Annotated in this window: 22 protein-coding genes and 5 pseudogenes; 6 read left to right on the top strand and 21 right to left on the bottom strand. The window is 61.3% G+C overall.

The features are described from left to right. The first annotated feature begins 246 nt into the window (after positions 1 to 246). Positions 247 to 909 (top strand): isochorismatase family cysteine hydrolase, encoded by a 663-nt coding sequence (locus GGD66_RS33240; protein WP_183260778.1) that lies wholly within the window; start codon positions 247 to 249, stop codon positions 907 to 909. Between the two features lie 544 nt (positions 910 to 1,453). Here GGD66_RS33240 and GGD66_RS33235 read toward each other — a convergent pair. Then, on the bottom strand, positions 1,454 to 2,455 hold the full coding sequence (locus GGD66_RS33235; RefSeq protein WP_183260776.1) for a RimK family alpha-L-glutamate ligase: 1,002 nt from the start codon (positions 2,453 to 2,455) through the stop codon (positions 1,454 to 1,456). Positions 2,456 to 3,174: 719 nt separating this feature from the next. Here GGD66_RS33235 and GGD66_RS42480 point away from each other — a divergent pair. The 4 genes and pseudogenes from GGD66_RS42480 (at position 3,175) to GGD66_RS41740 (ending at position 4,770) form a co-directional block, all read left to right on the top strand. Next, positions 3,175 to 3,393 carry a glycerophosphodiester phosphodiesterase gene (locus tag GGD66_RS42480; protein WP_409362393.1) on the top strand — a complete coding sequence of 73 codons (219 nt, stop codon included), beginning with the start codon at positions 3,175 to 3,177 and terminating at the stop codon, positions 3,391 to 3,393. Positions 3,394 to 3,862: 469 nt separating this feature from the next. Continuing rightward, positions 3,863 to 3,988 (top strand): annotated as a pseudogene (locus GGD66_RS41750) (LysR family transcriptional regulator); the annotation flags it as partial. 241 nt (positions 3,989 to 4,229) lie between these two features. Beyond that, positions 4,230 to 4,523, top strand: coding sequence for a LysR family transcriptional regulator substrate-binding protein (locus GGD66_RS41745; protein WP_246789107.1), 294 nt, complete (start codon positions 4,230 to 4,232; stop codon positions 4,521 to 4,523). A gap of 1 nt (position 4,524) precedes the next feature. Further along, a complete protein-coding gene (locus tag GGD66_RS41740; RefSeq protein WP_246789106.1) occupies positions 4,525 to 4,770 on the top strand; it encodes a hypothetical protein in 246 nt (81 codons plus the stop codon). Here GGD66_RS41740 and GGD66_RS33220 read toward each other — a convergent pair. From GGD66_RS33220 to GGD66_RS33155, 15 genes and pseudogenes are all read right to left on the bottom strand, one after another. After that, positions 4,734 to 4,991 (bottom strand): DUF2274 domain-containing protein, encoded by a 258-nt coding sequence (locus GGD66_RS33220; protein WP_183260773.1) that lies wholly within the window; start codon positions 4,989 to 4,991, stop codon positions 4,734 to 4,736. The two genes, GGD66_RS41740 and GGD66_RS33220, sit on opposite strands and share 37 nt — an antisense overlap. Continuing rightward, positions 4,988 to 6,196 (bottom strand): TrbI/VirB10 family protein, encoded by a 1,209-nt coding sequence (locus GGD66_RS33215; RefSeq protein ID WP_183260770.1) that lies wholly within the window; start codon positions 6,194 to 6,196, stop codon positions 4,988 to 4,990. Before GGD66_RS33215 ends, GGD66_RS33220 begins: the two co-directional genes overlap by 4 nt. Next, positions 6,187 to 7,266 (bottom strand): P-type conjugative transfer protein TrbG, encoded by a 1,080-nt coding sequence (gene trbG / locus GGD66_RS33210; RefSeq protein WP_183260768.1) that lies wholly within the window; start codon positions 7,264 to 7,266, stop codon positions 6,187 to 6,189. The genes GGD66_RS33215 and trbG overlap by 10 nt, the downstream gene beginning before the upstream one ends. Then, complete coding sequence (gene trbF, locus GGD66_RS33205; RefSeq protein WP_183260766.1) at positions 7,263 to 7,952, bottom strand: conjugal transfer protein TrbF; 690 nt, start codon at positions 7,950 to 7,952, stop codon at positions 7,263 to 7,265. The genes trbG and trbF overlap by 4 nt, the downstream gene beginning before the upstream one ends. A gap of 3 nt (positions 7,953 to 7,955) precedes the next feature. Further along, positions 7,956 to 9,317 (bottom strand): P-type conjugative transfer protein TrbL, encoded by a 1,362-nt coding sequence (trbL, locus tag GGD66_RS33200; protein ID WP_183260764.1) that lies wholly within the window; start codon positions 9,315 to 9,317, stop codon positions 7,956 to 7,958. Between the two features lie 11 nt (positions 9,318 to 9,328). Then, positions 9,329 to 9,637 carry a putative entry exclusion protein TrbK-alt gene (trbK-alt, locus tag GGD66_RS33195; RefSeq protein ID WP_183260762.1) on the bottom strand — a complete coding sequence of 103 codons (309 nt, stop codon included), beginning with the start codon at positions 9,635 to 9,637 and terminating at the stop codon, positions 9,329 to 9,331. A 10-nt stretch (positions 9,638 to 9,647) separates the two neighbouring features. After that, positions 9,648 to 10,403 (bottom strand): P-type conjugative transfer protein TrbJ, encoded by a 756-nt coding sequence (gene trbJ / locus GGD66_RS33190; RefSeq protein ID WP_183260761.1) that lies wholly within the window; start codon positions 10,401 to 10,403, stop codon positions 9,648 to 9,650. Further along, the gene (gene trbE / locus GGD66_RS33185; RefSeq protein ID WP_183260759.1) at positions 10,400 to 12,838 is read right to left on the bottom strand and encodes a conjugal transfer protein TrbE; all 2,439 of its coding nucleotides are present in this window, start codon (positions 12,836 to 12,838) and stop codon (positions 10,400 to 10,402) included. The genes trbJ and trbE overlap by 4 nt, the downstream gene beginning before the upstream one ends. 7 nt (positions 12,839 to 12,845) lie before the next feature. Further along, on the bottom strand, positions 12,846 to 13,121 hold the full coding sequence (locus GGD66_RS33180) for a VirB3 family type IV secretion system protein (RefSeq protein ID WP_183260757.1): 276 nt from the start codon (positions 13,119 to 13,121) through the stop codon (positions 12,846 to 12,848). Continuing rightward, positions 13,121 to 13,462, bottom strand: a complete 342-nt coding sequence (locus tag GGD66_RS33175) for a TrbC/VirB2 family protein (protein ID WP_183260755.1) — start codon at positions 13,460 to 13,462, stop codon at positions 13,121 to 13,123. The genes GGD66_RS33180 and GGD66_RS33175 overlap by 1 nt, the downstream gene beginning before the upstream one ends. Next, positions 13,459 to 14,457 carry a P-type conjugative transfer ATPase TrbB gene (gene trbB / locus GGD66_RS33170; RefSeq protein WP_183260753.1) on the bottom strand — a complete coding sequence of 333 codons (999 nt, stop codon included), beginning with the start codon at positions 14,455 to 14,457 and terminating at the stop codon, positions 13,459 to 13,461. The genes GGD66_RS33175 and trbB overlap by 4 nt, the downstream gene beginning before the upstream one ends. Before the next feature lie 463 nt (positions 14,458 to 14,920). Continuing rightward, complete coding sequence (locus GGD66_RS33165) at positions 14,921 to 15,130, bottom strand: hypothetical protein (RefSeq protein ID WP_183260751.1); 210 nt, start codon at positions 15,128 to 15,130, stop codon at positions 14,921 to 14,923. A gap of 129 nt (positions 15,131 to 15,259) precedes the next feature. Beyond that, complete coding sequence (locus tag GGD66_RS33160) at positions 15,260 to 15,691, bottom strand: hypothetical protein (protein WP_183260749.1); 432 nt, start codon at positions 15,689 to 15,691, stop codon at positions 15,260 to 15,262. 70 nt (positions 15,692 to 15,761) lie between these two features. Beyond that, positions 15,762 to 16,192 (bottom strand): annotated as a pseudogene (locus GGD66_RS41735) (CopG family transcriptional regulator). 60 nt (positions 16,193 to 16,252) lie between these two features. Beyond that, positions 16,253 to 16,513 (bottom strand): helix-turn-helix domain-containing protein, encoded by a 261-nt coding sequence (locus tag GGD66_RS33155; protein WP_183260747.1) that lies wholly within the window; start codon positions 16,511 to 16,513, stop codon positions 16,253 to 16,255. A gap of 75 nt (positions 16,514 to 16,588) precedes the next feature. On the opposite strand from GGD66_RS33155, the gene GGD66_RS41730 reads away from it, so the two are divergent. Continuing rightward, positions 16,589 to 16,879, top strand: coding sequence for a DUF4339 domain-containing protein (locus GGD66_RS41730; RefSeq protein ID WP_312014211.1), 291 nt, complete (start codon positions 16,589 to 16,591; stop codon positions 16,877 to 16,879). Here the strand turns inward: GGD66_RS41730 and GGD66_RS41725 are convergent. From GGD66_RS41725 to GGD66_RS33135, 5 genes and pseudogenes are all read right to left on the bottom strand, one after another. Further along, positions 16,805 to 17,084: pseudogene (locus GGD66_RS41725) on the bottom strand (FAD-dependent oxidoreductase); the annotation flags it as partial. The gene GGD66_RS41730 and the pseudogene GGD66_RS41725 sit on opposite strands and share 75 nt — an antisense overlap. A gap of 57 nt (positions 17,085 to 17,141) precedes the next feature. Further along, positions 17,142 to 17,346 (bottom strand): annotated as a pseudogene (locus GGD66_RS41720) (alanine racemase C-terminal domain-containing protein); the annotation flags it as partial. 154 nt (positions 17,347 to 17,500) lie between these two features. Next, positions 17,501 to 18,828: pseudogene (locus tag GGD66_RS33145) on the bottom strand (IS5 family transposase). Between the two features lie 528 nt (positions 18,829 to 19,356). Then, positions 19,357 to 19,908: a GNAT family N-acetyltransferase gene (locus GGD66_RS33140; RefSeq protein ID WP_246789105.1), complete on the bottom strand. Its 552-nt coding sequence runs from the start codon at positions 19,906 to 19,908 to the stop codon at positions 19,357 to 19,359. A gap of 34 nt (positions 19,909 to 19,942) precedes the next feature. Next, positions 19,943 to 21,130, bottom strand: a complete 1,188-nt coding sequence (locus tag GGD66_RS33135) for a hypothetical protein (protein WP_246789104.1) — start codon at positions 21,128 to 21,130, stop codon at positions 19,943 to 19,945. Position 21,131 lies beyond the last annotated feature (1 nt).

Genomic DNA, 21,131 nt, shown 5'->3' with positions numbered 1-21,131 from the left:
CCAGAACGTTCGCGAGTGTGCTGTTCGCCGTTCGACCCGGACGCGATCGAGGCAGTCAATGTCGCCGCACCACGAACCGTGCTCAGTTGACGACAAGGGAGACCACACCAAACCTGTGCACAACGAGCGCCGGAGCCTGCCACACCTGCTGCTCGAACTGCAATGATTTGATCGACAATGCAGGGGGGCAGCGCACGCGTTGATCGCCGAGACGTTGATCAACATCCTGGCGAAAGAACCAACTCAATGGCTGACTTACCGACGACGCGCGATATACCGCTCAACCCAAAAGAGACAGCGTTGCTGTTCATCGATGTGCAGAACTTTTGTGTTCGGCGCGATGGCGGCGAGTTCAGGGCCCTGTCTGAAGCCGACATTATCGGGACGTACGGCTACTATTTCGATCGTTTGAAATCGGTCGCGATCCCCAACATGCAACGGCTGCAGGCGGCGTTTCGGACGGCAGGCATTGAGGTGCTCTACACTACCATCGAAAGCCTCACCAAGGACGGTCGTGATCGTGGCCTCAATTACAAGATTGCAGGCCTCAACGTGCCGAAGGGTTCGTGGGACGGAAGGGTGATCGACGAAATCGCGCCTGTTGACGACGAAATCGTGCTGCCAAAATCGTCTACGAGCGTCTTTGTGTCGAGCCACATCGATTACCTGCTACGCAATCTGAGGATTACGCAGCTGGCGCTGTGCGGACTCCTTACCGACCGGTGCGTGGAATCTGCGGTGCGCGATGCATGCGACCTCGGCTACCTCGTGACACTTGTCACAGATGCCTGTGTCACTTATACCCAGGAGCGCCACGACAACAGCCTGCGAGCGATCAAGACGTTGTGCCGTCAAGTCCACACAGACGCGCTAATCGACGAGATTGGCGGAGCTCAATCGTCGCCATAGGCGAGCTATTGATGTAGGCCCCCGTGTGCGCGCCAGCATGTTGCTACTCGATGACCGACGCTCTGGGCTGGCGCCCAAGCTAAAGGACGAGTTCGCGTGGGCATCGCGGAGATATCGGCGCGGCGCACCCCTACTCGTCCTACAGGACATCCCATTTTCCTGGTCGACCGCATCGTCGACCACGGGCAAATCAGCAGAGAAATGAACCGTACAGCGGAAGTCGACCATCAGGTGTTGACCATTCGCGCGACAAACGCGTGTGAGTCTCCCTCTCCTCAGAGCGGATCATTGCACCGACTGCTCGCAGTTAGCGAGCATCATTGACGGGTTCTAGAACTCACCGAATTCCAGCCTGAAGAAGGAATAGTCCGTACCTAACGTGCAAAATGCGTCTCTAATCTCGTCGCTGTAATCGTAACGCTTCACTTTCGTCCGAAGCGGACGAACGATTTGATCTGCTTCCTCCGGCGACATTGTCCCTGTTTCTAGTTCGCGCTAAGGGAAAGCAAGCCAAAGGATGGAAAAGGTGGATGAATCACCCATCTCATGAAGAACAATGTTTCTTGAAGTGAGCAACAAGTGGCTCAGCAATCTGATCCGAAGGATCTGCCCCAGAAACAACCATTACATCGCATACCCCGCCCGGGGCGCCAATATTAAGTTCAAGTATATAGGGGTAAGCCATATCGATCCCGACGTAATTGACCCCATGTGCCATCAGCTTTTGACCGATCGACTCGGCAAGCTGAACTTCACCCAAATGCAAGTCGACGGAAGTCGGCATTCCTCCTTGCGCTATATTCGTCCTGTGATCGTCTGGGTTCCCCTGCCGGCCATACCATGCAACCGCCTTCCCGCAACTAACCATGACTCGCTTTTCACCTTTGGCGACTTCCGGGATAAACTTCTGAAGAATAGCGTACTCAGCTTTGAACCCACCTACTCCGCCATGGTGGATCGCGCTTTGCGTGACCGTGTTTCCGGTGAGGGATTGAAGGATCGTTCGTACGTTTGGCCCGTTTGGAGGAAATAAGAAGACGTCTTGCCCGCAGGCGGCATTTGGCGGCTTGGCTACCCACCACTGATCTGGGGCCTGCCTATAGCGTTCCCAGAGGAAAGAGAAATCGTTCGATGAATATGAATAAGCCCTATTCTCTTTCGACAGGACATAACCCAATGCGTGTTTCGTATTTAGAAACATCATGCCTTCAATGCTGTTAACAAAGGCAGTACGATGGGAAGCCAGCCACAGCATTTGCCAGACGTCGCGGACCACGCAATCTTGCGGCCAACTCATGACCCAAACCAGCTGGCATTCGTCAAGAAAATATGTTCCTCGGTCCCCAATTGCCGCAGAACCCGAATGACACGGTTGGCCGCTTCGGGGCAGCAGCACTCCTCGTGTGAAATAGCGATAGTCGTCTCCCGCAATAGCGTTGATCTCGCCGAAGATTACTTCGCAGCCGAGACGACGGAAGGCGTTGCCGATCGGTGCATCATTTTCACCTAAACAATCGAGACGGTTTGTGAGTAAAAGCAATCGCATTAATCCTCCTAGCCGGAAGCATCGTTGCGTACGGCATGAAGCAAGAGCCAGGCCAAATGCGTAAGGCCGTGTGCGCCAAGCGGATTGCAGAGAACTCCAATATCAGCTTAAAGTGCCGAGCTTTGCTCTAGTGCGAAATCGCACATATCATGTCCAGAAACGGCCAAGCTCTTGAGCGCGACGTTGCTCCAGGAGGCATTGACAAGTACGCGGTTCCCCGAACTTGGTACTCTGACTGAAGGTAGCAAACAGCGCTCAGCCCCTACCGGCGCGTCGCGGGGCAAATCATATTGCAAATGCGATGGTCAGCACACGCCTGACATAAACGGGCAGGCGACGAATATGAGAGACCGGCTTAGCGAACCTTGGGGACTCGCGCCGCCTGCCGCGAGCTGCGCGGCTGTGATACGATCGCCCTAGTCTCGAAGCATCACATCCACCGAGCATTCCCTCACTGCGGCCCGCGCCGGAAACGACGCTTCGATGCATCTGATCTGCCACCATGGCCCACTGCGCGCCGCGCGCTCAAGTAGATCACATAGTGGGACTGGTCCGGCATCAGGCGGCCGCCTTCCATCCGTCTCCTGACAAGGACCGCTCTGTTTGGCGGAGTGCCAGGCGCCGAATTTTGACGTCTCTCGGACCTCATCTGTTCTTCCTGCTTCGACGACCTGCATGGAAGGCTCGTCACACACGCGCAACCCCACTCACTCCCTGAAATGCCGTCACGATCCACGAAACGAGTAGGATATTGTCCGTTTGGTCCCCCTTGCCAATTCGACGTAAAGCGCCCCTTGGTGATCGGTCATCGTGGCCTGCCTGAGGTTGCGCTCGAGAACACTAGGTGCTCGTTTGAGTTAGCCATTCAGGTGGGAAGCGACACTGTCGAGACAGCCGTGCACCTCGCTTCCGACGGCCATGTGGTATGTACCCCGTGAAACGGATCGCAGAGCCCCTCGGGGGTGCCCGTTCCGACTTGGTTGAGCGAGCGGGCGGCAAGCGTCCAAAACGCGGTCCCCAGACCCCCGCGCCGGAGGATGCGGAGCTCACTTCCGATATCCGGTGCCTCTTGGATAGCAGCCCGAGCTATGGATACCGGCGGATCGCCCCGCTCCTCGTGCGCGAGCGGCGGTCTCCCCGGCCACGGTCCAGTCAACGCCAAAGCACGTCTACCGGCTTTATGAAGCGGCTTGTTGCTGGCCCCGCCTTACAGGGCGCCGCATCCCACGGAGGTGTTCTTGGGCACCAATGAAGGCACGCATTCGACCGACAGCGCCGTTCTCGGCATTCAATCACCGCCTCGGGGCTGAATTGAAGAACATTCTGGAGCAACGCAAGCAAATGGAGTGACCCATTCAAGAAAAAATCTCGTCACCGGCACCTCGTCATAGGGCATCGACTGCGCTTGTGGAATCTCGAGAGCTGCGCTTGGCGATCGCCGCGTCCCAGCACCGAAGCATACGCCAAGGGGCAGGGACCCTCAGAATCAAGCAGCCGACTCTTAGTCGCCGGCTGCGGGATCTCGAACACAAATTGAGCGTCACTCTTTTCGAGCGCACAAACGGCGGCACGCGACCGACCATTGAGGGTCAGGAATTCCTCGATGCCGCCCGGCGCATCGTTGATGAAACGGAAGCGATCGCCGCTCGCCTCAAAACCCACTCGCGCGGCGAGAGCGGCCGATTGACCATCGGCGCCACGCCTCATTTCACCCGGCAATTTTCGGGTCACCCTCCTCGACCACCGGCACCGCTTCCCTGATCTCGATCGACGTATGGTCGACGGATCGTGTGACCATCTGATCTCCGACCTCGCCAGCTCCGCGGTTGACGTCGCCTTCGTGGCCGAACCCACTCCAAGCTGGAGCGACAGGTGCTTGTTGCTCTGGAGCGAGCGTGTCGTCGTCGCTCTCCCCAAGAACCATCCGCTGACAGGGCGTGATGTGGTTCACTGGGGCGAACTGAGGCACGAAGCGCTCTTACTAACACAGCGCGTCCGGGACCGGAACTCGTCAAGCTCCTCGTCAGCAAATTGGGGGTTCCGATCCGTGTTGGTTGCTTCACCATGATGTGGCGCTCGACCGGCTTCTCACCTTGGTCGGCGCGGATTGGGGCGTCCTGCTGGCCTTGGAAGGCGCGGCCGGCGCTGCCTATCAGGGAGTCACCTTCCGCGAGGTGCATGATGCCGAGGGGCCGACGCGACTGAGCTTCCGCGTCTATTGGCGGCAGTCCAACGGCAATCCATTAGTACGTCCGTTTCTCGACTTGATTCGTGAACGCTATCCAGACCTTTCCGCCGATCCGGGCGAGAGTTGAGCAGCACTCCGCCGGGCCTTCGCAAAGGCGCGGTCGGTCGCCATGAAACGCTCAATCATCGGCGCGATCAACTTGGCAGGCTCCGTCGGAGTCGTCGCACCTCCGCTACGCGTCAAAATCTCGGCGTAGCTCTTTAGATCCCTGAAGACTGCCGCCGGCAGCTCGATCGTGAGCTTGACTGGTTTGTCGTCTTCGGGAAGTCCAAGCTTGAGCTTCGTCACTGTCTTCCTCCCTTCGCGTAGGGGGCCAGCACCAGGTCGCGTGTCACGATGACGCGGACCGGGAAACCTGGCCGGATAGTCAGCGTCGGCTGGATATTGAGTTGGCGCTGCACGATCTGTTGTCCGGTCTGGCTGATGCTGTTGGACGCGCCGCTGCGGATTGCTTGAACGAGATTGTTCTCGTTCTGACTCGTGCCCGCTTCGGCTCCGACGCTGAGCATCGTCGAGAGGACGGCGGCCTTGAACAGCATGCCCCAATGGTTGTCGACCTCGTCCTCGAGTCCGGCATAACCACCGGTGTCGGCGCCGGGTTGCCGCTCGAGCACGATCGAGCTGCCGTCCGGCATGATGATGCGAGTCCAGACCAAGAGAATGCGGCTCTGGCCGAACGCCACGGAGCTGTCGTATTGGCCGATCAGCTTCGCACCCTGCGGCACCAGAAGATATTTGCCGGACGGGCTATCCCAGACCGCCTCGGTGATCTGAGCGGTGACTTGGCCGGGCAGATCGGACCGAATGCCCGTGATCAGCGCGGCCGGGATCACGGTGCCAGCTTGCACCACGTAAGGAGAGACTTTGGCCTCGAGCCGATCCGGACTGACCGTGCGCTTATCCGTCGAAGCATTGAGGAAGGCCGTCTTGCGGTCCTGCATGTTCTGAGCGGATCCGGCATCCACGGGAGGTGTCGCGGCCGGGGTCGTCGCGGTTGCGGTCGAGCTATTCGGAACGATTTGGCCGACGCTCTGCGGTTGCTGAACGGTCTGGGCGAACAGCCGGCTGACGCGCGCCGCTTCGATCTCCTGCGCTCTGTGCTGGGTCTGCGGATCAGGCGTCGTCGCGGAGACGACGGTGTTCGGTGCAGCGCCCGCGTTTAGGATCGGCTTGCCGAGGTCGCCTGGCAGCGGCGGCCCGAGCGGCGGTGCCTGACGCGGCAGGCCGGTGTAATCCTTCGGCAAGGCGGCGAGGCCCTCGGCCGAAGGGCTATTCTGGGTGCTGAGCAACTCCTGACCGGACTGCGCCTTGTTGCGAGTCTGGAGGGCGTAACCGAGCGCTCCCGCAACAGCGAGGGCAGACACTGCGCCGAGGCCGATCAGGATCTTGCGCGAGAGGCGTGTGACAGGCGGCCGCTCGCCGCGGAGCCGAAGATCCGGCGGCGCGACGGGTGGGATGTCGCTTTCACGTTCGTCTTCGCCACCTATCGCCATGCGCGTGGCCTTCCATCAGTGCGGACAATGCGCACGCGCCGCTCGCTATCCTTGTCGCCAAGACGCAATTCGGCCGCGGCGAACAGACGGTCGACGATGTAGTAGTTGCGGTTCGCTCGGTAGTTCACCAGTTCGGAGCCGCCTGCCGGCCCGATCACGAACAGCGGCGGCATTTCGCCCTGGACGATCCCGCTGGGGAATTCGATGTAGACCTTGTTCCCGTCGTCGAAGGCGCGCAGCGGTCGCCAGGCCGGATCATCGCCCTCGATCGCGTAGCGGAAGTTGATCGAGGCGAGATCGACGCCGGCCGCGATCGGAGCTGCGGCCTCAGCTGTTGCGTTCTGCTGCCGAAGCGCGATGAGTTGGTCCTCGGGATACTGCCAGGAGACCGAAGCCATATAGGTCTTCTCTGTCGAGCGCAGCTCGAGCAGATAGGTCCGCCGATCGGTGTTGATGACGAGATTGGTGACCAACTCCGGTCGCGTCGGCTTGACCAGGATGTGGATCTTCCTGGTCGCGCCCGCCCCGCTCTCGGTATCGCCGATGATCCAGCGCACGGTGTCGCCGGCGGCAACCGGTCCGGAGCCGACGAGCTGCTCGCCCTCCTGCAGGGCGACATCGGTGATCTGGCCGGGCGCCGTATAGACCTGATAGAGAGCTCCGCCGGAGAAAGGATAGACTTGGACCGCATTGATGAAACCAGTGCGCATTGGCTGTACCCGTGCCGCAGCGTTGGCCTGTTTGACGCGAACCCTGGGATCAGCAGCCTCCGGGACGCGTTTGGCCGCAGTGAGCGGTTTCAACTGCCCGGGCAGCGGCAGGGGTTTTGGCAATTCCACGATCTTGACGGGCGCCGGCGGATTGGCGGTGAGCGTTGCCGGCTCTGCGGCGTCGTAGTTGATGTCGGGCGGGATGAAATTATGTGCACAGCCGCCGAGCGTCGCGACGGACATCAGCAAAGCTGCAAGGGCGGATTTACGGAAGTACGTATCGCTGTCTTTCCGGCTTTGCCGAACGACGGCGAGACGCGAAGCCGGACCGCCGGCATTTGAGGAAAACGGCGGGGTCATTGTCCCAGCTCCTTCGACCAGTTGATGGCGTTGACGTAGATGCCGAGCGGATTCTTGCGCAGCCGATCGGCATCGGTGGGCGGCTGAATTGTGATGGTGAGGATGGCGGTCCAACGTGAGGTGCCGGCGAGCGCCCCGTCCTGATAGCGGTGCTCGACCCAGGCCACGCGAAAACTGTCGGGCGAAGCGCGGATGACGCTGGAGACATCGATCGCGACCTGCTGCTTGCCGAGACTGGCGAAGGGGTCATTGGCGCGGGCGTAGTCGTTCAGCGCCATCGCCCCCGCCCTGGTCGTGAAGTCGTAGGCCTTCAGCCAATTCTCCCGCACGATGATCGGGTCGGCCGGAAGCGAGCGCACCATCGCGACGAAGTGGGCGAGATACCAGGCAATCTGCGGATCGCTTGGCCTAAAGTCGGCCACAGCCGGCGCCACGGCTTGTGCCTCGCCGAGCTTGTCGACCTGCACCACCCAGGGAACGACGGTGCCGTGTGCGGATTGCCAGACGAGTCCGCCGGCGAGGCCGCAAGCCAGGAACAACGAACCGAAGGCCATCAGCCGCCAGTTCTTCGCCTGCACGCGCGCCGAGCCAATGCGATCGTCCCAAACTTGGGCCGCGCGCTGGTAGGGGGTTTCGGGTTCGGGCGTGCGGCCGTAGCGGACCGACGATCGCCGAAAGACTGACATTCGCTATTCTCCTCCCTTGAGGTCGACGGAGTGTCCGCCGCCATGGCTGTCGCCGGATTTGAGGGCTTGCGCGGCTGTCTGCGCGCCGTGAATGACCGTCTGATTGCGCTTGACGCGCTGGGCCCAGGCGGGCGGGCCGCCCTCGCTCGCCGCTTGAGATGTGGCTCCATCGTTAGCGGCCTCGCCGCTCCCAATGGTCCCCATCGTCGAGGAGCCACCGGTATTTGCGACCCCGGACCGAGCGCCTGATGCGAAGCTCTCCGTCATCGACCCGGCCGCTTGCGCAACGGCGCGTCTGGCGGGAGCAGCCGCTGCGCTGGCAGCCGCGCGGCCGGCGCCGCCGAGACCAGACGCGACGCCGCTAGCGCCGGACCGACCGGCCGATGCGAGGCTGTAGGCGGAGGACATACCGCCCGCCATCGCCGCACCACCACGTGCTGCCGCAGCGGTGCCGGAGGCTGCGGCCATCGCTCCCCGCCCCGCGAGCCCAAGCGCGGCGCTTCCCGCCATCGCCGTGCCGGCGACGGCAAGGCCGGTGCCGACGGCAGCGCCCGCGCTAAGCTGCGGTGCTCCTGACACCAGGCCGGTTGCGATGCCGGGCCCGAAGATGCCGAGACCGAGCATGGCAAGTGCTGCGAGCACGACAGAGAGCGCCTGCTCGATCGTCGGCTGGCCGCCGCCATAGGCTGACGTGAACTGAGAGAACAGCCCGGTGCCGATGCCGACGATGAGGGCGAGCACCATCACCTTCACGCCGGAGGCGACGACATTGCCGAGCACCTTCTCCGCAAGGAAGGCGGTCTTGTTGAATAGCGCGAATGGAATGAGGATGAAGCCGGCGAGCGTCGTCAGCTTGAACTCGATCAGCGTGACGAACAGCTGCACCGCCAGAATGAAGAAGGCGATCAGCACCAACAACCAGGACACCATCAGCACCGCGATCTGGACGAAGTTCGCAAAGAAGCTGGTGAAGCCCATCATCTGGCTTGCGGCGTCGAGCAGTGGCTGCCCGGCATCTAGGCCGACCTGTGCGAGCCGGCCGGGCCGCAGGAAGTCCGCCGTCGAGATCGACGAGCCGCCGGCCTTCAGGCCGAGGCCGGCGAAGCTATTGAAGATGACGCCGGAGAGATTGTTGAAGTTTGTGATGATGAAGGCGAAGAACCCGATATAGAGCGTCTTCTTCACCAGCCGTTGGAGAATGTCTTCGTCTGCGCCCCACGCCCAGAACACACCGGCCAAGGTGATGTCGATGACGATCAGTGTCGAGGCGAGATAGGTGACCTCGCCTTTGATCAGGCCGAATCCGGAATCGATATAGGTGGTGTAGGTATTGAGGAAGGTGTCGATGACGCCGACGTTGTTCATCGCTGGCCTCCTTACTTCACGTTGATCGTCGACGACGACGTGGCCGGCGCGGCCTGCGGCAGAAGTGGCCGCGCCGGCCTGCCGAAGAAGCGCGCGCGGTTCTCCTCCCAGACCGCCTGGCAGTGCGGATCTTCGGCATCCTGGGGCCCAAGCGCGCGGCAGCGGCGCAGCTCGGCCGAGAGATCATCTGATGTGGAGACGACGGGAGCGTCAGATATGGTCCGCGGCGCCGGCTGCCGATGGATATAGGACAGCGTGGCGATAAAGACGGCCATCAGAATGACCATCGCGATGGCGCGTAAGATATCCGAGCGCTCCATGATCCGCGCCTCAGTTGCCGCTGAACATGGTGACGTTGCCCGGCTGATAGCCGCCGCGCGTCGAGAAGATCTTGTATTGCTGCTGGCCCTGCGCTTCGGTCGCCGTCACGCGCGCCTGCTCCAACGCATCCGCCCGTCCCTTCGCGGCGAGCACCGCGACGAGGTCGGATAGCTGCTGGGAATGCAGGGCCAGGAGCTGATTGCCGGCTTGAGCTGCCTGCAGCGCGCCACTTGCGGACTGGCTGGCGGTAACCAGCGAGCTCATTGCGCTGGAATTGGTCGAGATATTGCCAACGACGCCGGCTTGCACCTTAAGCGAGTCTTCGAATGCGCCTACTGAGTTCTGCCAACGACTTTGAGCCGCGGCAAACATTGTCGCTGTGGAGCCGGTGGCCGCCGCCGTGCCGTATGTGCTGGAATACGTCGTCTGGATGCGCTCGACGCTGAACGCGATGTTCTGGGCCTGGCTCAGCAACGATTGAGTCCGTGCGACCTGTGACTGAAGCTGGGTCAGCGTCGACAACGGCAGGTTGGCGAGGTTCTTTCCCTGGTTCACCAGGCTCTGGGCCTGGTTGGTCAGCATCTGGATCTGGTTGTTGATCTGTTGCAGCTCGCGGGCCGCGGTCAGCACGGTTTGGCTGAAATTGCTGGGGTCGTAGACGATCACCTGCGCAGAGGCCCGTGTCGTCAAAGGCTGCTGAAACGAAAGGGTGAGCGACAGGGCGCTCGCGACCATTAGGCTACTGCGCGTCTTGCGAACGCTCATGATTGCACCTCCAAGTTTGTCAGATCCGGGATGAGATCGGCGGCCCAAAGCAGTTCGTGATCGGCGAGCCAGGCCGGCGTAAAATCCTCGCGGCCGTGCTCGGCGAGCAGCCGTTCGATTGCGGCATGATCGTCCTTTGAGGAGGCCGCGCAGAAGGCGAGCGCGATCGGCCCGAGACCCAATTCGAACAGCCGATTGCCGCGTCGCGATTGGCAGTAGTAGTCCCGCTTTGGCGTCGCTCGCGCGATGATCTCGATCTGGCGATCATTGAGACCAAAGCGCCGATAGATCGACATGAGTTGCGGCTCGATCGCGCGCTCATTCGGCAAGAAGATGCGCGTCGGGCAGCTTTCGACGATCGCGGGTGCGATGTTGCTGCCGTCGATGTCGGAGAGCGATTGCGTGGCGAAAACGACGGAGGCATTTTTCTTCCTCAACGTCTTCAGCCATTCGCGAAGCTGCTGGGCGAAGGCGGGATCGTCGAGGACGAGCCAACCCTCGTCGATGATGAGGAGCGTCGGCCGGCCGTCGAGCCGTCCCTCGATGCGATGAAACAGGTAGGTCAGGACGGCAGGTGCCGCGCCGGCCCCGATCAGGCCCTCGGTTTCGAAAGCCTGGACGGACGTGAAGCCGAGGTGCTCAGCCTCAGCATCGAGCAGCCGGCCGGAGGGACCCCCGACGCAATACGGCTGCAGCGCCTGCTTGAGCGCGGTCGATTGCAAGAGGACGGTCAGTCCGGTGATCGTCCGTTCCTCGACGGGGGAGGATGCCAGTGAGGTCAAGGCCGACCAGACATGCTCCTTCGCGGTCGGGTCGATGGTGACGCCTTCCTTGGCGAGTATCGCGGTCACCCACTCGGCAGCCCAGGCGCGCTCTGCCGTATCACCGATGCGTGCGAGCGGTTGAAGCGACACGGAGTCATCAGCGCTGTTCGACAGGCTGCCGCCGAGGTCGTGCCAGTCGCCGCCCATGGCGAGGGCCGCCGTGCGGATCGAGCCGCCGAAGTCAAAGGCAAAGATCTGGCTTTTGCGGTAGCGGCGGAACTGAATGGCCATCAGCGCTAGCAGCACGGACTTGCCGGCGCCGGTCGGGCCGACGATCAAAGTGTGGCCGACGTCGCCGACATGCAGTGAGAAGCGGAACGGCGTCGAGCCTTCAGTCTTGCCGAAAAAGAGCGGGGCGCTGCGGAAATGCGCGTCGCGCGCCGGTCCCGCCCAGACCGCCGACAGCGGAATCATGTGGGCGAGGTTCAATGTGGAGAGCGGCGGCTGGCGAACGTTGGCGTAGGCGTGTCCCGGCAGCGAGCCGAGCCAGGCTTCGAGCGCATTCACCCCTTCCGGCATGCAGGTGAAGTCGCGTCCCTGGATGACCTTCTCGACGAGGCGAAGCTTTTCGGTGGCGCGGCCGGGGTCCTCATCCCAGACGGTGACGGTCGCGGTGACGTAGGCCTGGCCGACATCATCGGTGCCCAGCTCCTGCAAGGCGAGATCGGCGTCAGTGGCCTTGTTGGCTGCGTCGCTATCGACCAGGGTCGAGGCCTCGTTTGTCATCACCTCCTTGACGATGGCCGCGATCGACTTTCGTTTGGCGAACCACTGCCGGCGGATTCTGGTCAACAGCTTCACGGCCTCGATCTTGTCGAGCAGGATTGCCCGCGTTGACCAGCGGTAGGGGAAGGCAAGCCGGTTCAGCTCATCGAGGATTCCGGGATGTGTCGCGGTCGGAAAACCAACGACGGTGAGCGTGCGAAGGTGGTGGCTGCCGAGACGCGGCTCGAGACCGCCGGCGACCGGCTCGTCCGCGAGCAGCGCGTCGAGATGCATCGGCGTCTCCGGGACACGAACGCGCTGCTGCCGGGTCGAGATGGTTGAGTGCAGGTAAGTCAGGGTGTCGCCGTCATCGAGCCACGCCACCTCGGGCATGAACCCTTCAACCAGTTGCAGCACACGGCTGGTCCGATCGACAAAACTCCGCAGCAGCTCGTAGGGATCAACGCCGTTCTGCGCACGGCCCTCATAGAGCCAGCCCTCGATCCGCGAGGCGTCCTCGGCCGGCGGAAGCCAGACGAACGTCAGGAAATACCGGCTTTCGAAATGCGCGCCGGCCTCCTCGAAAGCGTCCCGCCGCTCCAGATCGACCAGCGCCGATGCGGGATCGGGAAAGGCGCTGTACGGATAGGTCTGGGCCGCGCTGCGCTGGGCTTCGACGAAGATTGCCCAGCCTGAGCCGAGACGGCGGAGCGCGTTGTTGAGGCGGGCCGTCACACCGACCAGTTCCGCAGGCGTGGCGCTATCGAGATCCGGACCACGGAAGCGCGCCGTCCGCTGGAATGATCCGTCCTTGTTGAGGACCACACCGCGTTCGACCAAGGCGGCCCAGGGCAGGAAGTCGGGAAGGCTGGCGGGGCGATTGCGATACTCAGTGAGGTTCAGCATGGAAGCCTCATGTTGCGAGGTGAGGCGGATAGCGGAGGTGACGTCGAACGACATCCACGAACTGCGGATCGCGCTTGGCCGCCCAGACGGCCGCGGCGTGGCCCACAGCCCAAATCAGTGCGCCGGGGATCCAGAGCCGCAGTCCAAGTGCGATGGCAGCCGCCAATGTTCCGTTCGCGATCGCGACGGAGCGCGGCGCACCGCCCATCAGGATGGGCTCGGTGAGCGCGCGATGGACCGGCGCGAAGAAGCCCGGCACCTCTGGACCGACAAGCGCAGCCATCAGACCAGTGCCCCACCCGAGAAGCTAAAGAACGTCAGGAAGAAGCTCGAGGCGGCGAAGGCGATCGACAGACCGAAGACAATCTGGATCAATCGACGGAAGCCGCCGGCCGTATCGCCGAACGCAAGCGTCAGGCCGGTTACGGTGATGATGATGACCGAGATGATTTTTGCGACCGGACCTTGCACCGATTCCAGGATCTGATTGAGCGGCGTCTCCCAGGGCATCGAGGAGCCGGAGGCGTAGGCTGCGGGCGCGACAGCGATGGAGAGGAAAGCAACTGCCGCGAGTTCGGTGAAGCGGCGGCGAACGTGACGGATCGCGGGAGGGAACTGGATCATGATGGGTCCTTGGGAAGCGAGGATTGGCCGCCCGCCCCGGCGGACTGGACGCGGTAATCGCCGGTGGCGGGATCGAGGCCGGCGACGAGAGCAAGTTCGGTGAGGCGGCGTTCGCTGCCGCGGCCGCGCAGCACCGCGACGACATCAATCGTCTCGGCAATCAGCGCCTTGGGAACGGTGAGGACGGCTTCCTGGATGAGCTGTTCGAGGCGGCGGAGCGCGCCCAGCGCAGAGCCCGCGTGAATCGTTCCGATCCCACCGGGGTGGCCGGTCCCCCAGGCTTTGAGGAGTTCCAAGGCTTCGCTGCCCCGCACCTCCCCGACCGGAATGCGATCGGGGCGCAAACGCAGCGAGGACCGAACCAGATCGGACAGGGACGCGACGCCGTCCTTAGTGCGCAGCGCGACCAGATTGGGGGCGCGGCACTGCAGCTCGCGCGTGTCCTCGATCAGCACCACGCGATCGGTGGTGCCGGCGATTTCGGCGAGCAGTGCGTTGGTGAGAGTGGTCTTACCGGTCGAGGTGCCGCCGGCGACTAGGATGTTTTTGCGCGACGCGACGGCCGCTCGAAGCGCGGTCGCTTGACCGGCGGTCATCGTGCCGGCGGCGACGTAATCGTCGAGCGTGAACACCGCGACCGCGGGCTTGCGGATCGCAAAGGCCGGCGCCGCGACGACCGGTGGGAGAAGTCCTTCGAACCTCTCTCCCGTCTCGGGAAGCTCGGCCGAGACCCGCGGCCTCTCGGCATGCACCTCAGCGCCGACATGGTGCGCGACCAGGCGCACGATCCGCTCGCCATCGGCGGCGGACATCGTGCGTCCGCTATCTTCCAGGCCACCTGACAGCCGATCGATCCAGAGCCGGCCATCGGGGTTGAGCATCACCTCGACGATCGAAGAATCCTCGAGAAACGCCGCAATCGCCGGGCCGAGCGCGGTACGCAGCATGCGCGCGCCGCGCGAGAACGCTTCCGAATGGATTGGTGTGCCCGCCACGATCGTCCCCCGTCGAACGCCAATCGCAGCAAGCGATCAGCGACGGGGATGAGTAGAGAAGGCAGGAAATGAGTTAGTTCAACAAGTATTCAGCCGTCGTAGGGACCCGGCGTAGATCAGAGAAAAAATACTTGCTGTGTCGAAGGCATGCCGTGATTGAGACCGTAGAAGCGTATATCGGTGAGCGCGGTGAAGACGGGTCTTCGACGGCGCGCGCGGCGTCCCGCCCCAACCGTCGGTCGGCCGATGGTGCGGATGAGCCGGCGGCCGGCTTGGCCGGGCCGACTTGGGGCCGTGAAACACCCGATTCCCCGTGAAACAGCGGCCGGACGGCCCCTGGGCACGGGAGGCAGTCGAAGTGGCCGGGTTGGAAGGACCAGCGCCGGGACGGAAACGGCTTAAAAAGCTTGAATATATTGCGGGTGGTTAGGACCCTCCGACGCCAGAACGCATGGGCGGGTTTCTAAGCGGGTCGGGCCTGCCGCTTGTCCAATAGGACGGCCTTGACGAACCGAGACGATGCGATGTTGAGGATTTCGGGAGCTTTGGCGAACGGATTGCAGAGCTTGAGCAAGGTGCCCTCCATCTCCTGGACCTCCCAGACTTGCTCCGACACACCTGCTGGCCCGCCCGGGCTGTCGACGATGATGTGATCGCGGCCAACCTCGAACATTCCGTTCTCTCCTGAGCGATTCGCTGGGCCAACTAGAATAGCACGGCCGCGCCCAGCGATCGGAACAGCATTCGATCCAGAACCCGCCAAGGTGGGATGCTTCGCGGGAAAAAGACCGAGCGTCGAGGGCTATTTCGAGCCCCCTTTTTGGGCTTCCAATTCTTTAGTAACGAAACGATCCTGGGACAGATACGTCATGCCAGGACAATGAACAGTCCCTCGAGGCGTCTTTACCGCGAAGGACTCCCGCAGGCCGGATTCGAGCGTGATAGGCGCTAGCTCAGAGGCGCCGGCATCGTAAGCGAACGCGATAACTGTCTCGCTCCAAATCCTGACTTCATCGCCGTCCACCTCAACACCTAGGCTCTCGTAGCCGGGGGGTGCTGGAAAATACTTCCGTGAAAAGGCGTCGAGCTGATCGGGCAAGACAAGATCGTCGAATCTCGAACCGTCCATCAACTCAATCTCCGCCCAGTGCGCGGGATCGTTAGGCTTTGAATACGGCCGGATGCTCTTGATCGAATTTATGTTGAAGTACCGGCCGCCAATCTGCAGAAACATGACTTCCTTCCATACCCGATGATTCGAACGAACCAAATCTAACATGCCCTGAGAAATACGACCGATCCCCTCACGTGGGCTCGCTCACCTGAATATCCTCCGGGATCTCCTGCCCCAGCTTCGGCCCTTGACTGAGTCGTCGCCCGAGCGCCGCGACGAAATTATCCCACCGCGCGCCACCCTGTGCCCTCGCCGCCTTTGCAGCCGGCTCGGGGAGCGGTGGTGTCGTTTTGAGCCAGAAGCGAACGAACAACGCCAAGGTCTCGAGCGAGATCCCGATGTCGCGCTGGAGCCGCGAGATGCGGCGATCGACCAGATCGAGTCACTTGGCAATAGCCGCCTCCCGCCGCTCGTCGGCGTCCGGTGACAGGAAGGACGCGATCGCGGCTTCGGCAATAACGACAGCGATTGCTCCCGGCCAGCCGCATCAGCCGACGGGGTCTTCATGACATCAGGATCGAGATACACCGAGATCTGGGCTTTCTTCTTTGGCGCAGTCATGCCGGCCTCACAATCCGAGATCGTCGCCGGAAGAAGACGCGACAGAATAGTTCAGACAGATCACTTCTTCTTGCGTCCTTTTCGGAGGGGCGCTGGCGGCTTTTCGCCAACCTTGGGCGCGAGCAACAGTTCAGCGACGACAGCCTGTAAGGCTGTGGCCAGCCGGTCCAAAGTTTCGACTGTCGGGTTTTCGAGCCCGCGCTCGATCCGTCCCACATAGGAACGGTCAACACCAGCGTCCACCGCCAATGCCTCCTGGGACAGCCCGCGCCTCACGCGCAGCCGCCGGAGATTCCAAGCTACCAGAGCCGTTGCCTTCATAGGCAGAACAGACGGCTTTGCGGTCCATTAAAACACGCACTATAATGTCCCTATTTCGAGATCGGCTCCCGACGAATGAATACAAATGAGGCCGTTGGGTCCCAAAGACACGAGGAAGCTGGGACAATAATGAGCGACACGACCGACGAGCGACGAAGCATGGTTCTATGCACAGGGCGGCGAACGCGCAAAGGCCCTGTACCCGCCGACAGGCTACGCGAACTCTTGGCGACCCAGATAATCGACGGAGAGACGCCGGTCTGGCGTAAAGGCTTGGCCGACTGGCAACCGCTAGCATATGGAAAAGCCAAGAGAGCATGGCTGCATCAAGCTTCGGACGAAGGATCAATGGCTCGTGGCCCATGAGCATCCACGTGACGGCCTTCACAGGGATCCCGGAACACCCCACGGCGAACAGTAGCCGAAGGAGACCTCGCCGGCGTTCGCAAAACTGGTTTTCCAGTGCGGGACCCAATGGCCTATCGACGACAACGACTTCGTGCCCGAGCTTCGCAAGCTGATAAGCGGTTGTGACGCCGATAACGCCCGCGCCTAAGACAGTGACTTTCATTCTTTCGGTCCAACGTTATGCTTGGTGAACTCGAAGAGTGTTGTTTGCGCGAAAGCGTCAACGATAATCTCTGCGGAAGCGATGACCGAGGCCAGTGAGAATCTCGCAAGCGATAGTGCCTGCGTCAGCCGCCAGCATCTGATGAGGTCGGATCACTTCGACGAGGCTTCCTAGATCGAGTGCCTCATCCGACAGAAATGTTGACTGTTGTGCTGTCGATCGAGACGCGACCGACGATAGGCAGACGCTGACCGCGGAGGTAGGAACCGACGGCAAGCGGCGCGAGAGGCGCCATTGGGGACCTAGACTAGTGATAGCCGGAGCAACCTGTTGGGAAAAAAGATTAGCGATCGTGCTGAGCGCGAAACGCGAGTCGCGTGCGGCGTCGTCCGTGAAGAACCAGCGCGGCGCCCGGCTCAAGCGATGTTTTCAGCCGGGAGGGTATCGAGGAACGCGCGGATAGTGTCGCGCAAGAACTCTGCCAGCCATCGCAGGAGCAGGCCGAAGTTGTAGCCGGCGGCGGCGAGGACAGCGTTGATGCGGTCGTCGATGCGCCCCTTGAGATAATTGCGGTCCATGCGATGCTCGGCCTTGATATGGCCGATGACGGGCTCGACAGCCGCGCGACGCTTCATCTCGCGGCGGATGGAAGCCGTGACGCGGCGGACCTGACCCGAGATCCAGACCCTGAACCGATGCGGGTGGTTGTGGCCGCGACACCCTTTGTCGACGTGGATGCGGCGAGTCTCCACGCCGGAGCTTCTCCATGTCGGCGATCACAGGGCCGAGCGTGTGCCCGTCGAAGGGATTGCCATGCAGTGCCTTGGCATGGAGCACGAACTGTCCGCCCTTCGGAGACGTCACGGGGGTGGCAATACTGACCTTGCAGCCGAACTCGTAAGGCGGGCTTTCCCCTTGCCGATGCACTCGACCTCAGGGGCATGTAACGCATAGACCTTCGGACCGCGCTGATGCTGATCCTGGCTGCGCACCTGCTGCGCTAAACCGAGCAGCGGGCCGAAGCAAGCTTCCAGCACCGCATCGCCATCAATCTTGCGGCGGATGTCGCGGATGATCCGGCCAAGCCGTGTCCGCAGGAACTTGAGCTGACGCCGGGCGCGTTTGAACTGGTGGGTGTGGGTATAGCGGCCGACCATGATGGCGGCGCGTTTGGCCAGGCGCAGATAGCTCTGGCGCAGCGGCACACGATTGCGCTCGGCGAGCCCGACGAGCTTGGTGATTGCTCGATGCAGCAGCCGCGCGTCGGTCGGATGTGCAACCGCCTTGGGCTGCACTGTGGTATCGACGACCACCCGTTCCAGGTCCTTGGGGCCGATCGCGCCAGTCTTGTGCGCCACCGACAGACTTTCCTGGATCAGCGCGACGAGCTGCTCCTCGCCGAGCCGCTGGCGCCAGCGTGTCATCGACGATCGATCGAACGGCAGACGGTGGCAGAAGCTCAATTCGCCGCAGAAGTATTGGTAATAGGGGTTCTCGATCCAGCGAGCCCACAGCACCTCATCTGACAGGTTGTGCATGTGCTTCAAAATGAACAGGCCGGCGACAAGCCGCGTCGGCAGGCCAGGCTGCCCCGACCCTGCTTGGCACACCGAACTAAAGCGGTCATCCAGGATGTTCCAGTCGATCAACGTCGCCAACCGCACCAGCGGGTGACCCATGTCGATGACTTCATCGAGGGCCGGAAGCAGAGGTCTTTCTGGCGATCATCGCGCGGTTTGCTCATCGCCTTCCCCAATGCCGACGACCCGCGGTCAGGGAATCACGAATCGCTCAAAAGCAAAATCCCGAAACGCAGGAGAGCGTGGTCCAACACACCGCTTTCCTGCAAACTCCAACACTATATCAAGACCGCTTCTGCTTATTTCTCAGGCCATTCCGCATTCTTCACGAACGACTCATTCAACGAAGGACTCGCAGTGCGCATGCTGTCTCCTGCTTGGACTGCCAGCGGACCGGGCCTTCCAGAGAAGTGTTCGAATTCACGAGAGCTTTCTTAAGCGCCGCCTGATGCAATAAACAGTCGCGAGACAACTAGCGTAACGGAAGCACGCTCGCTTATTCGTCCACTCATATCATACCAATCCTCCATCTGGCAGATCTAACCTGCACCTCGATGGACCGATCGCGAACTATCGCTCCGTGCGCCGCCCTCTTCTGCGCGCCTCCCTCTCTCTTGGTGGCGCCCGCGCCACAAATGGAGCACATCACGTTGTTTCAGCCTGTCGTGAAGCTGATCCAAAGCGCACAGGCTTTACTTGCTCAAGTGGAGAGCTTCACCCTCCACGGCCATCCGCTTCTCGTAGAAGATAACTGCATATCCGTGCAGCGTCCCCTCCCTGCGGCGAACATAGTCCGCGGTCTCATAAAGTCTTTGAGCACCTAGTTGAATCATTGTCGTATCCAGCACGATCCGCTTGAACCCAGCAGCAACGGCCCTCGATTCCAACTCACGAAGAAGCCTCCTTCCAAACCCTCGTCGTCGAAAGGCCGGATCGACGCGCATACGCGTCAGCTGTGCGACATCAGCATCGACAGGCTTCAGTCCCCCCATGGCGACGAGTCGCGAACCAATATGGGCAAGTAAGAAGTCACCGCCCGATCTGATGTATACTTCCCCGATATTGCGCAAGTCATCTTCCCAAGCCCCTTCCGGGCCGCGCGCACCACCATCCTCCGATGCGGCTCTATGCAGATGCCATACATCATCGGCATCTCCTGACTCGAACCGACGAAAGATAACCTCGTCTTGAGACGTCGACATCGGCTGCCAACTGGCCTCGAGGGCCTCCGTCTCTTCCGCCATCAACTTTTCTACTACGCAAATAGCACCCTCAGGCTTACTGAGCCGCCGTCGTCAACAGTCTCTGCAAAAGGACAGCGTCGATACTTTCCGATGCCTCAACTCCGACAACCGGTCGACCGGGCTCGACCGTATACTTCAAAGCCGTACTATGGTGCATCAGCGTAAACCGATCCAGCGCACGAACACAGGATGCCCGCAGCATCCGGATTTCACTGTTGCCGTGCGCTATAACCGGCGAAATGGTTGCAAACCGAGGGAAATCCGCTTTTCCTTCTAGCCAATCTGGCTTGAGCCACGCATCTTTCTTGTCCGGCGACAACCAGCGGAACACCTCATGAATGTACGCTTGAGGGTAGTACTCGGACAGCCGATATACATCCGAAAAAAATTGCGGTTTCTGGAGGAACAGCTCTTCGCCGATCAGCAGTACTGAGGCAGCCACAATGCGGGCAGAGAATCTGCCGCTCGGGCCGAGCCTATCCTTGTAAGGATTCTTTCCGTAGAACACGCGGAATTGGCCAAACAGATCCGGCGACATATGTTCATAAAAGCGAGTCAGGACATAATTCGCCGTCTCAAGGTGCTTCATGCACAGCGCGAGACATTGACGCGCGTCAGCGCCAGCCACATCTCGCAACGCGAGTAGAGCGTCGATTGCCAACTGCAATTCGTTTTCGATGAGTTGATGGCCCAAGCAAAAATCTCGTTCCTCGACGCCGGCCGCTCCAAGGCAGTATACACGCGGATCGGTCTGTACCGGATTCGTAAGTATCATATCCTCATAGGAGAGGACCTCGATGCCAGGCTGCCGCTGGCGGGATAAGCGGGCAAGACGGTTTAGCGCCTCACCCACCGTCAATTCGGCATCCCCGGAATGGAGGCCGGCAAACGCGGAGATCTGATAAGCACAATTGGTGAGATATTGGATGTCTGTCTTGGCAATCTCGAACTCGGAGTGCGGCAGCCCCCGCAACAGTGCATCATAGTCTGTGTCCGCCACAATCGCGCTGATACTGCGACCGAGGGCCCTAACCGCTTCATCCGGCCGCTCACTGCATTTGATTTCCGCAATCTCGTGTGGCAGTTCATCGACGACAAAATTGCTGAATCGCCCAAGCGGTCGTTTTCGTTGTCGACGATAAATGCGATCGGCCGCATGAGAAAATATGTCTTCGCGGTTGCGAGGCGGTTCTTGGGCGGAAGGGGAAATACTGGCGACCATA

The sequence above is a fragment of the Bradyrhizobium sp. CIR48 genome, from assembly GCF_014198315.1.
In the GTDB taxonomy this organism is placed as follows: domain Bacteria; phylum Pseudomonadota; class Alphaproteobacteria; order Rhizobiales; family Xanthobacteraceae; genus Bradyrhizobium.
Note: the sequence above shows the minus strand (reverse complement) of the source record. Positions and strands in the feature narration are given on the sequence as shown.